The sequence below is a fragment of the Sphingomonas tagetis genome, assembly GCF_024211275.1.
In the GTDB taxonomy this organism is placed as follows: Bacteria; Pseudomonadota; Alphaproteobacteria; order Sphingomonadales; family Sphingomonadaceae; genus Sphingomonas; species Sphingomonas tagetis.
Genome location: NZ_JAMLDX010000022.1, coordinates 43,118 through 54,772, shown reverse-complemented (window position 1 = coordinate 54,772; position 11,655 = coordinate 43,118). Strand labels below are relative to the sequence as shown.

At 62.0% G+C, this 11,655-nt stretch carries 9 protein-coding genes and 1 pseudogene; 4 read left to right on the top strand and 6 right to left on the bottom strand.

Going from position 1 to position 11,655, the window contains the following annotated elements; genetic code table 11:
* Positions 1-12: 12 nt before the first annotated feature.
* The gene (locus M9978_RS20230; RefSeq protein WP_254296410.1) at positions 13-1,251 is read right to left on the bottom strand and encodes a thiamine pyrophosphate-dependent enzyme; all 1,239 of its coding nucleotides are present in this window, start codon (positions 1,249-1,251) and stop codon (positions 13-15) included.
* An 85-nt stretch (positions 1,252-1,336) separates the two neighbouring features.
* Here M9978_RS20230 and M9978_RS20225 point away from each other — a divergent pair, with 85 nt between their 5' ends.
* Complete coding sequence (locus M9978_RS20225) at positions 1,337-1,846, top strand: Lrp/AsnC family transcriptional regulator (RefSeq protein ID WP_254296407.1); 510 nt, start codon at positions 1,337-1,339, stop codon at positions 1,844-1,846.
* A 241-nt stretch (positions 1,847-2,087) separates the two neighbouring features.
* Here M9978_RS20225 and M9978_RS20220 read toward each other — a convergent pair whose 3' ends face one another.
* Both M9978_RS20220 and M9978_RS23475 read right to left on the bottom strand, forming a co-directional pair.
* Positions 2,088-2,600, bottom strand: coding sequence for a hypothetical protein (locus M9978_RS20220; protein ID WP_254296406.1), 513 nt, complete (start codon positions 2,598-2,600; stop codon positions 2,088-2,090).
* Positions 2,601-3,096: 496 nt separating this feature from the next.
* Positions 3,097-3,297 (bottom strand): annotated as a pseudogene (locus M9978_RS23475) (hypothetical protein); the annotation flags it as partial.
* A gap of 449 nt (positions 3,298-3,746) precedes the next feature.
* Between M9978_RS23475 and M9978_RS20215 the strand changes: the two are divergent.
* The gene (locus M9978_RS20215; protein ID WP_254296404.1) at positions 3,747-4,748 is read left to right on the top strand and encodes a dipeptidase; all 1,002 of its coding nucleotides are present in this window, start codon (positions 3,747-3,749) and stop codon (positions 4,746-4,748) included.
* 6 nt (positions 4,749-4,754) lie between these two features.
* On the opposite strand, the gene M9978_RS20210 is transcribed toward M9978_RS20215, so the two are convergent.
* Entirely contained in the window at positions 4,755-5,384 is a 630-nt protein-coding gene (locus tag M9978_RS20210) for a TetR/AcrR family transcriptional regulator (protein WP_254296402.1), read from the bottom strand.
* Positions 5,385-5,601: 217 nt separating this feature from the next.
* Between M9978_RS20210 and M9978_RS20205 the strand changes: the two genes are divergently transcribed.
* Positions 5,602-7,179: a S10 family serine carboxypeptidase-like protein gene (locus M9978_RS20205; protein WP_254296400.1), complete on the top strand. Its 1,578-nt coding sequence runs from the start codon at positions 5,602-5,604 to the stop codon at positions 7,177-7,179.
* A 43-nt stretch (positions 7,180-7,222) separates the two neighbouring features.
* Complete coding sequence (locus M9978_RS20200; protein ID WP_254296398.1) at positions 7,223-7,789, top strand: cupin domain-containing protein; 567 nt, start codon at positions 7,223-7,225, stop codon at positions 7,787-7,789.
* Between the two features lie 110 nt (positions 7,790-7,899).
* Here M9978_RS20200 and M9978_RS20195 read toward each other — a convergent pair whose 3' ends face one another.
* Positions 7,900-10,227, bottom strand: coding sequence for a TonB-dependent receptor (locus M9978_RS20195; RefSeq protein WP_254296396.1), 2,328 nt, complete (start codon positions 10,225-10,227; stop codon positions 7,900-7,902).
* Positions 10,228-10,331: 104 nt separating this feature from the next.
* The gene (locus tag M9978_RS20190) at positions 10,332-11,636 is read right to left on the bottom strand and encodes a spinster family MFS transporter (RefSeq protein ID WP_254296394.1); all 1,305 of its coding nucleotides are present in this window, start codon (positions 11,634-11,636) and stop codon (positions 10,332-10,334) included.
* Between the last annotated feature and the right edge of the window lie 19 nt (positions 11,637-11,655).

Sequence of the window (11,655 nt, the reverse complement as noted above, 5' to 3'; positions counted from 1 at the left end):
CGAAGGCATCGGCTAAATTCCCAACTCGGCACGTTGCTCGATCAGGCGCCAGTCGGCGGTGCTGAAAACGCCTTCGAACATCTCGCTTACGGGTGGCTTGGACGCGCCCAGCGATCCGACCGCTTCGCCGGCTTTCATCGCCTGCTTCACCTCATGACCCAGCCGCTCGATCAGCTCCTGGTGCCGGTCCTCGCTCCATGCCTGCCGGCGCATGAGGTAGGTTTTCAACCGCTCGACTGGATCGCCTAGCGGCCACGCCTTCGCTTCATCATGCGGCCGGTACTGAGTTGGATCGTCGCTCGTTGAATGACCTTCGGCACGATATGTGACAAACTCGATCAGGGTGGCACCTAGATTGGCCCTGGCGCGCGTGGCGGCCCACCGAGCCGCGCCCCAAATCGCGAGCAAATCGTTGCCATCGACGCGCAAGCCGGGGATGCCATAAGCCAGCGCCTTGGCTGCAAAGGTCGTCTCCTCCCCGCCGGCGATGCCAGCGAAGCTCGATATCGCCCATTGATTGTTCGTGACGCACAGAATGGCAGGCGCGTGATAGACTGCGGCAAATGTCATCGCTTCGTGAAACGCGCCCTCGGCCGTGGTGCCGTCACCAACAATTCCGAGAGCCAGCGAAGTCTCGCCGCGATAAGCCGATGCCATCGCCCAGCCCACCGCATGACCGATGCGGCTGCCCAGGTTACCCGATAGCGAATAGAAACCGAAGTCGCGTGCCGAGTAGAGGATCGGCAGCTGACGGCCCTTCAATGGATCGGCCGCATTCGAATAAATCTGGTTGACCAGATCGGTCAGCGGGTAGCCGCGTGCCATCAGCCAGCCGAGCATGCGATAGGTCGGAAAGCACATGTCGGACTTTCCCGACGCCAGGCTTAGTCCGACCGCGATCGCCTCCTCGCCAGTCGATTTCATGTAGAAGCTGGTCTTGCCCTGCCGATGCGCCCGAAACATGCGTTCATCGAACACCCGCGTGCGGACCATCGCTTCGAGCGCAGCCAGAACGACCGTGTCATCTAGGCGCGGATCCCACTCGCCCCGAGCATCTCCTCCGTCATCCAGCACGCGGACCAAGGTGTGGGGCAAATGCCGCAATTGGTCCTCCGGCGTCGTCGGTGCAGGACATGAAACCACCCCGGCATCGGCGAGCCGAAGATGTGCGAAACTGGCCTTGTCCCCTGGGCGGGCCTTGGGTTCCGGAATGTGAAGCCTGAGGGGCGCGTCGGGCAGGTCGTCATTCATTCAGCTTGACTAGCATCGCATCGCCGCAAGAATTTTGCCATTTCTCCTCGCCACGCGAGTTCCTTTCGAACTATATTTCGGATGGATGGCTAACGACGAAATCTCATCCTCCGACTCGCGCAAATCTGCGGAACCCGCGAAGCTCGATGCGATGGATCGCAAGTTGTTGCGGAAGCTTCAGGCTGAGCCGCACCTTACCATGGCTGAGCTGGCCGAGCGGATAGGCCTTTCGCACACGCCATGCTGGCGACGTGTCAAGCGGCTGGAGGATGCAGGCATCATCCTGCGACGACCGCTCATTCTGGATCCAGTCGCGCTGGGCTATCCGGTCAACGTGCTGGCCTTCATCAAGATCAAGAACCACGAGTCAAAGGTACTCGAAGCGTTCGAGCATGAGGTGCTGGCACATCCCGAGATCGTGGCCTGCTACACGATGAGCGGGGAGAGCGACTATGTCCTGCGCGTGATGGCCCGCAGCATCGAGGACTACGAGACATATCTGAAGCGGATTCTACTGCATCTACCGGGCGTCGGGTCGATCAACTCAAGTTTCGCGATGAAGCAGATAAAGCAGACAACCGATGTTCCGATCTGAACCTTGAACCAGTCAACCTTTTCACCTCGTTGCGGCACGCTTCACGGTGAGCGAGGTCACCGTCCCGCCAGGCATGTTGCGCTCGCGATCTTGCGGGATCGCACAAGAAGCCGTTGGCTCGGCGCGTTCGCGTCTGGTCGGAGGGCGGCCCCGGCAAAGTCGCCAGCGTGGCATTGCGTCATCCATGCCTGCAAAGTGACGTTCGAAGGCGCGTTGCGCGCGACCGCGTGTGCGCAGAGGTTTACCGCCCGCCGTTTTTAAACGACGCGACGGCATCGGTGAATTGGCTACGCACATGTTCGTCCCGATAAAACATATGGCCTCCATCGTAACAGCTGAACGTCATGGCGGCACTGAGCGAGACTGGTAGGCGGCGCTGCTGCTCGTCATTGCCCGCGCAACTGGCGAGCGAATCGAAGCGTCCGGCAACGACCAACACCCGCAGCCGAGGATTGATCGCAACCGCTTCGTCCACCGCAGGCAGTGGCGGCCCGAGCTTTGGCGGGCCGTCACCGCTCGCCGCCGCCGCTTTTACCGCTTCGGCGACTTCCGCCTCTGACATCGAGGCAGTCGCATCATTCAATCGTTCGCCGACTCTTGGCTCGGCCTTGCCATTTTGGCAGGTACATTCCCGGGTGTCCCACAGGCCCACATAAGGCAAAGCGGTGACATAACGCAGGTCGCGACGCAAATAGCGCTCAACCGCCGCGCTGAACGCCACTGGCGGCTCGGCGGTAAGCCGCATGTCGAACATATTGAGTGTCTTGCGCTCTGACTTCAGAAGTGATTGCAGGAATTTGCGAGGCGAGATCGATAGCGTCGTTCGATCGACCGCATCCGCTGGCACCCCCGTAAGTCGCGCGAGTCCGGCTACGATGCGTGTCCGGTCCGCGGCGGTGAGCTTAGCAGGGCTTTCCAGCGCGAGCAGACAGACCGTACGCGGCTAGGCTTCCGCCGCACGCCGTTCATCCGCGGGCGTGCCGCTCAATTTGCGGTGATAAGCCGCAGTCTCGGTATAGTCCGCCACATTGAGCGCAGTTGCCGGGGGACGCGGCAAGGCCCGGCCGGGCAGGCCCGACCGGGCAGGCCCGGCCCGCCCGAGATGAGGATAAGCCCGGCAACCGGTATCTTCTGTTCAAGCAGACGATGACCGACGCTCGCCGCCCGGCCCCCACCCCAGCTCTCCCCGGCGCGGAACACTGGCGTGTCGGCCGCGTCGTTGAGGTGGCGCCATGCGCGGACGAACTCCGCTACCGAAGCGACATCGCCAACCGTGTTGCAGAATTCGGCAGCATATTCCCGCTTGTGGGCCGACTAAAGCCGGTGCCGATCGGATCGACGAATACCAGATTAGGGTAGGCGAGCCAGGTCTCCCGATTGGCAACCAGCCCCTCTCCATGTCCGGGCAGAGGGCCGGCAACTTCGAAGTGCAATGTCGAAGAGTTTGCATCGGGTCCGCCATTTCATACGAAAATTACCGGGCGCGGCATGCGTGAGGGAATGCGATAGGCGATATAGCCCATATGGCCATGCGGCGCGCCGGTTTTCCCCGTCGCGAATGGCAATCCGCCCAATTTCGGCCTGATAGCTTGTCTCGCGTCCTGCGATTGGGCCGGAATGGACCGACTTGACAGCAGGCGGCGCCCCGTAATCAGATTCGCCTGAAGCCGCGCCCGGCCCGCTTACGCACGCAAGCGCCGCCATCATCGCTACTCGTCGAAACGTCCGCGTCCCTCGCATTCACGCAGCCCCGAAGCAGGGCAATGGGCTAATTACGTTGATGTGTCGGGCGCCTCGCGCGTGCCGTCAGCGTCCACGCCCAGCTTGCCGCCATTCAGGCAAGTTTCCTGTTGGCACGTCAAGACATGTGTGTATCCTCGCTGCACCGAGGAGAGCATTCGTGAACGCCCAAACCAGCCTGATCGTGCCGGAACTGCTGCGCACGTCGTTCGTGTGGGACACGCATTCCGGGTTCATGCCTGATCCGCGCGCCGATCTTGCCAACCTGTCGATCTGGCGCAACGCCGGTGTCGATTTCCTATCTGTCAATATCGGATTCGACCTGATGCCGTGGCAGGACACGGTGGCGACGATCGCGTCGTTTCGCCACTGGTTGCGTCGACACGAGGACGAATATCTGCTCGTCGGTCGCGTGGAGGACTTGGCCTTGGCGCGCGAAACCGGTCGCATGGCGGTCGCCTTCGATCTCGAAGGCATGGCCGCACTGGACGGCCGTATCGAAATGGTCGAATTCTATCATGCGCTGGGCGTTCGGCAAATGCTGTTCGCGTATAACCGCGACAACGCCGCGGGTGGCGGCTGCCATGCCGATGATACTGGCCTCACTCCGTTCGGATTGGCTGTGATCGACGAGATGAACCGCGTCGGCATCACGGTCGACGTCAGCCACTGCAGTTATCGTACCAGCATGGAAGCGATGGCGCGAAGCAGCGCGCCCGTGATCTTCTCCCACTCAAATCCTCGCGCGGTTCATGATCACCAGCGCAACATAGTGGACGAGCAGATCCTTGCGTGCGCGGCAACTGGCGGCGTCATTGGCGCGGTCGGGGTGACGCTGTTCATTGGCAGCGAGGGACCTGACATCAAGCGGTTCGCCGATCACATCGATTACCTGATCGACCTCGCCGGCCCTGATCATGTCGGTCTCGGCCTCGACTATGGCTTTCCGGTCGATGCGGGTGACCTCGGCGAGCTCGTGGCGAACAATCCGCAATTCTGGCCGGCGGATCAGGGCTATTTCGACTTCCACCCAGAGTTCGTGTCGCCGGCGCAGCTTGCCGACCTGATCGAAGAGATGCTGCTCCGGGGATATGACGATTCCGTTGTCCGAGGCGTGTTGGGCGGCAATTTCCTGCGCGTGGCGCAGGCTTGCTGGCGCTGATCGTTCTTAGTCGCCTTCGGGATCGGCGAATTCGGCAAAGCCAGTGAGCACATAGCTATAGGCTCTCCGCAGCTTGCGACGTGCCTCGCGAGTCTCGTCCAGTGCCAGGGCATAATAGCCGACCTGCAAAAAATAGGTCGTGCGTGCACGAACGAGAGCGATGGTCGGATCGTAGCCGGCATCAAGGAACAACGCCACAAACGCGTCCACGCGCTGCTGGTCTATCCGGCGTACCACATCGGCGGCGCGTGCATCATGTACCGCCCAGCCCCGCACAGCCGTGTCGAAGCGAGGGTCGAACTGCGTTTCTTCGAGCCACAGCGACGCGACGCGTTCGAACCGCTCGGCTGGCGTGCCGGTGCTGTTCAGCGCATCCAGCAACGGGGTCGTGTTGGTCTGCACCCACTCGTTGAGCAGTTCGTCGAGCAGTTCCGCTCGATTGCGGAACCGCCAGTAGAAGCCGCCGCGCGTCACACCGCACATCCGGGCGATGCGATCCACTTTCACCGCGTCGATGCCTTCGCGTATCAGCAATGCTTTCGCGGCATTGATCCAGTCGCGGGTCGACAGCGTTTCGGCATCCCGCTCGGCCAGCATATCGCTGCCGGAATCAACTCGTTCAGCGGCGTTCGGCAAATCCCATCCTCATCAATTGGGTCGGCGACGCCATCTTGCATGGCCTGCCCCACGATTCAACGTCTGCGGCCCGCCCGGCGCTCGGCATTGAGTTATAGCACCCCTTGCGCCCATTGGAAGGTGAGATACACTGCTGTATTCAAAGTGTCCGATCCGCGCAGCGGGGCAGCGGAGGTATGGCCGCCAGCCCGCCTCCAACAGGTCCAAGGAGTGTCACGTGAAGCGACTTGCAAACATTTTGCCGATACTATTGCTGGCTGGCGCACCCGCTGGCGACGCGATCGGGCAAACTGCTCCGGCAGCACAGGCACCAGCCAAGTCGACCTGGCTCCCAATCACCAATTCGGCCAAGTCTGGCAGGCGTTTTGTTCGTGAGCGGGTCGGCCGGTTCAACGGTGAGATCGTTCGCTACCAAGCGATTCTCGCGGAAACGATCCTGGCGGACCCGAGTGGCGTCCCGGCATCTTCGATGTTCACGACATCCTTCATCGCCAAGTCGAGAGAGGACGCGCAACGTCCAGTCACCTTCGTATTCAATGGGGGCCCGGGTGGCGCGTCGAACATGCTCATGTTCGGCGCTTTCGGACCCAAGCGCATGGCCCGGTTCGATACCTCCGCGCTTGCCGATGTGAGCGTTCCGCTGATCGACAATCCGGACTCGCCGCTTGACGCCACCGATATAGTCATCATCGACCCGCCTGAAACGGGGTTCGGGAGACCCCTGCCTGGCACTGATCCCAAGCTGTTCCGATCCGTGGATGGCGACTCCTACGCCGTAGGGCAATTCATCCTGCATTGGTTGACTACGCATCGGCGGCTTAACTCGCCGGTCTATATCGCCGGCGAAAGCTATGGCGGGCATCGCGCCGTTGCGCTCGCACGCGACTTGGCCAGGGCCGACACGCCGGTCAACCTCGCCGGCCTGATCCTGATCTCCCAAGCGCTCAACTATAACGGTCCATCCGGGGCCGGGGTCATCCCCCGCCTCCCCGACCCGCTGCGCAATCATGGCCGGATCCAGGATGCCGCCGGGCTCGCCTGGTATCATGGCAAGATCGACAACAAGTCCCAGACGCTGGCGCAGGCAATCGAACGCGCCGCGAAATTCACTCGTACCGAATATGCCGAGGCGATGCTGCTGGGCAACAGGCTGGACGATCTCGCCCGCCAGCGAATCGCCTCGCGACTGGCCGAATTGACGGGCATCCCGGCCAGCTACTATCTTGGCAACGGCCTACGTGCGCCGAATGTCCGCGCCGAGTTGCTCCGCGCAGAGGGCAAGGCGCTTGACCAGTTCGACGGCCGGGACACCGAGCCCGCAAACGAGAAGCGGATCGATCGTGAGCGAGACTGGGACGCGATACTGGCAGGCCTTACCGCCACGATGGAGCGTTACGCCACCGGCGAACTGCGCGCGACAGGGCTGCCCAGCTATCGTACCATCGTGCCTGATCCCTATGGCTATGAAGATACCTGGACCTACATCCAGCCGCCGGCGCCGGGGCTTGACCTCGTCTTGTCGCAGCAGCTGCGTGCGCAACCGAAGCTGCGCGTCATGGTGCCCATGGGCGTATACGACACGACGAGTTCCGTCGGAAGCGCGCAATCTCTCTTCGCGCAGATGGATGCACCTCGCGAGCAGGTCGTCCTTACCTATTATCCCGGCGGGCATGCTCTGTATTCATCGCCTGCCGGACTGAAGGCTTTCGCGAACGACGTACGGTCGTTCGTGGCCGGCCGCGCGCCATCCAGCACCGCCATTCCGGTGGATGCGCCGCGCCTCCTTTGCTGCTGAACGCGATGGCGACACCGACAATTCGCGACGGAGTCCGATATTGATGACCGATCAGCCAGGCGCGTTGGCGCCGCTTACCCGGCGGAGCGCGCTCGTTGCCGCCGGCACGTGCTTCGCGATGGCGAGCCAGCAGGCGTCGGCTGCTCAGCGCCTGCTCGACAAGGGAGTGCCGACCGTGTCCAGAAAGCCGACCTATGCCAAGATGTCGGAAGCGGACGGCATGCGCGAGATCGTGGGCCTGCACGATGGCTCTGGCACAAGCAAGATCAGGTTCTTTGGCTTCGACGGCGCGCCAGCGCCTGCCCATTTCATCATCTACGACTTGCCGCCCGGGGCCAGCGAGGGCACGCACACGCATTATCTCGACGACCGCAACAAGGAAGGCTCGTTCGACGAATATTATTACATCATCAGCGGTCAGGGCCGTATGGAGATCGACGGTGAGCAAGTGCCGGTTGTTAAGGGCGATCATGTCCACACGCCGCTTGAGGTCTCGCATGGCATCGAGAACACGCATGCGACCGAGCATCTGCGCGTGTTCCTGACCTTCATCCGGCGCGGCACTGAACAGCCATCGGCGCGCATGAAAGCGGCGCACAGCGAGCGATAGCATGACGCCGCCCCAAAAGAACGGCCACGATCGGTAGATCGTGGCCGTTTGCGTTCGAATCAGGCGCCTGGAGAACGGACCTCAGGGTGCGTCTCTTCGATCAGCTTCGTTCAGAACGTAACGCTCGCATTCAGGCCGATCGTGCGCGGGCGGCTGAACACCGCCAGCGGCAGCTGAGTCCCGTTGCGCGTATCGACGCTGGTAATCCCGGCTTGATCGAACAGGTTCTGAACAAAGGCATTCAGCTTCCACATCTTGCTCAAGGTCAGGCTCGCTCGAAGATCGACCGTCGTGTAGGCGGGGATGCGCACACGTGGGATGCGGGCCGTGGCAGCGTCCTGATTGAACAAGGCGTAGCGGTCCCCGACATGGTTGACGTTGAAGCCCAGCGACCCCTCGGCGTCCGCACCGATTGCGAAACTCTGTTGGGCACCGATATTGCCGGTGAACTTTGCCGAATAGGGCAGCCGATCGCCGTCCGTGCCCCTCAGGCGCTGGACAATCGGTGCCGTCGTCGTGGTTCGATCCAGCGTCTGTGTGAGCGCGGCATCCAGCAACGTCGCGTTGGCATCAATCGTCATGCCTTCCCACGGCCGAACGCTGCCAGTGAACTCGATGCCACGACTGCGCGCCTTCTTGCCGTTTACGAAGAACACGAACTGTGAGGGCAAGGCCGTGTTCTGGAGCTGAATGTCCTTCCAGTCGATCTGGAACACCGATGCGTCGATTGTCACGCGGTGGTCGGCGAACTGCCCTTTGAACCCGAGTTCATAGTTGATCACTGTATCGGCGCCGAATGTCGGCAATGCGCCCGGCGTTTGCGTGTTCGGCCCGCCTGGACGATAGCCTGATGCGACGCGCGCGAACAGCATCATGTCAGGTGCCAGACGGAAGGTCGGCGTGACCAGCCAGGTGATTGCATCCTCCTTTGAAGTGAAGAGCCGGTCCTCGCCAGGACCGAAAATTGGCTGCGCCGGTGCTGCGATGGTGCTGCTCACACGATAGGTCTGCTCGTTCGCAGCGTAACGTCCCCCCAATTGCAGGTCGAATTTCTCGCCAAGATGTAGCGTGACATCGCCGAATACCGCCTTCTCCCCATAGGTCGAAGCGTTGTTGCCGTCATAGATGCGCACATTGGGTGCTGCACCCGTGCGATCGATCGTCTGCTGGATCAGCGAACGCTCGTTGGTGTAGAAGGCACCAACCAGATAATCGGCAAATGCGCTCACGCCTTGAAGCCGCAGTTCCTGCGTGAACTTGTAAGTGACGATTGGCTGACCGAACAGATACGTGCCGCCCGCCGGATAGGGCGAGCCGAACGCTGGATTTTCCAGCAGGGGCGGTCCAAATCGCGATGTCGAGTCAGTCGTGTTCAACTGCTCGCTGTGACCCCAGGCACTGATTGAAACCAGGTCGATATCGCCGAGGTCGAGCGTGGCGCGCGCGGTGTAAAGTTCCTGCTTGTCCGTGCCCGGAACGACCGCGGAACGCACCGTGCGAACGTTGGGCACCGTGCGTGGGTCGAACACGACGGGTGTGCTGCTGCCGACCGCGACGCTGCATCCGGCGCAGACCGCCACCGCTGCCGAGCCAGCATATTCACGGCGCTGGATCAGCGCCGACCCCGTCAGCGTCAGCGATTCCACGGGGCTGATAGTCACTGCGGCACGGCCGCCCCAAACGACGTTACGATTGGCGTCGGGCACAGTCGTACCCGCCGGCGTGATGCTGTCGATATAGCGTGGGTCGTCGCGATAGTAGGCACTGATGCTGGCGCCAATGCGATCAGCGAGGATCGGGACGTTCAGCGCGCCCCGCGCCGACCAACCCTCACCGCCATCGGCGACCGAACTAACGCCGATCTCCGCACGGCCCGACCATTCGGTCGAGCTTGGATCGCGCGTCACATATTTGATCAGGCCGCCGAGGCTCGAGGCGCCGTACAAGGTTCCCTGCGGACCTCGAAGCACTTCGACCCGCTGGAGGGTTGCTGGGTCCAGGTCCGGAATTGGCGGGCGCCCAAGGTAGGTGGACGACCCGAACTGCACGTCGTCGATCAGGATCGCAACGGTCGGATTGGTGCCCCCACCCGCGTTGATCCCGCGCAGCGAAATGTCCTGAGTGGTATTGCCTGACAACTGGATGCCCGGGACGCGCGTGTAAAAATCGCGGATCGACACGAGGTTCTGGTCGATCAGATCTTCTGCGGCAACGGCACTGACGGCGACCGGCACGTCGAGCAGCCGCTGCTCGCGTTTTTGCGCGGTCACGACGATCTCCTCATCGGCCGGAATGCGGCTTGGCGCGCTTTCCTGCGCGAACGCGCCCGACGACAGGGTCATGATTGGCGCCGTGGACGCCATCACCGCAACCTTGAAAATGCTCTGCATGTCTCGCTCCCTCCCCGAGGAAGCAATGCTGCCTGGAATGACGAGCATCGCGCCCTCAGATGAGCAACGCTACGATACACTACTGTATTGTCAAGACAGATATGTATTGCAATACTCGAAATTTGTCGATAACCGCGCCTGCACCGCGCGACTTAGCCCCGCTCTCGAAGCGCGCGTGCAGCCAACATGAAATGAATTGCTCCCCATATTCCGGTGAACGCACATGCCAAGAGCGCGTATCGCAGCGAGGACTCGGGATCGGCTAGCAGTGGACGCAAGCGATCGGAGAGAAAGCCTATGCCTTGCGGCGCGATCACAAGATTGGCGATGTTGGCGGTGAACAATACGATCGCTACCGCGGTCGCGCGCATCGTCGGCGGGAACAGATTGTTCAACAGCGCGAGCGTCGGCCCGATATAGATGTTTGCAAGTGCGATCAGCAGCCAGAGATTAATCAGCGCGATCTGCCTGTCCGACACGGCATGCGCCGTCACGGCGGGGATCGTGATCATACCGGTGATGACTGCCAGGAAGGTCGCGAGCGCCGCAGTGGGACGTCGAGCCAGCACGATCATAAAGGCCGCGCTCGCCAGCATGGCGATGGTTCCGCCGATGCCGTTCATCAGGCCGATCTGAACGCCCGCGTCCCCTACGCTCATCCCGTGAGAGCGCGCGAGGAAGGCCGGACTCCACCAGACCAATCCCATGCCGGAAAATGTCGCCACGGTCGCCCCGGCGATGACATGAAACACAGCGTTGTTGCCCAGGATGAACCGCAATGTCGTCCGGAGCCCCACCCCAGTCGGCGCGTCTCCCGTCGTCGGCTGCGGATCGAATCGGCCGCGACGCGGCTCCTTGAGTGTAAGAACCAGCAGCACCACCGGGATGCTCATGGCAGCTGCGACAAGCAACGCTGACCGCCAGCCATGAACCTCAGCCACGCTGGCTGCGACAATGCCGCCTACCGCCGATCCGATAGGCACGCCCAGCGAGAACAGCGAGGCGGCCAGTGCGCGACGTTCGGGCGGAAAATAGTCCGCCATCAGCGATTGCGAAGGCGGCGTGCCGCCCGCTTCGCCGACGCCGACGCCGGTGCGGGCGATCAAGAGATGCCAGAAATTCTGCGCCATTCCGCAGAGTGCCGTCATGACCGACCAGGCCGTAAGCGCTGCCAGGATCATCCGACGGCGATTGACCTTGTCAGCCAGCACCCCCAGCGGGATTCCGGCCGTGACGTAGAAGATGGCCAGTCCCACCCCGGTTACGAGCCCCAGGGCGCTGTCGGACAACTGGAACTCATGCCGTATCGGTTCGATCAGCGTCGAGAGGATGTACCGGTCGGCAATGTTGAGCGCATAGACTGCCGTCAGCACGAACAGAGCCCAGTAGGCCGCTTGCGGGCTCATATGCGCATCGTCCTGGGGCGCCACTGCTACGTCTATCTGCCGGCTCTGCATGTTACCCCCTCGTCTCGAA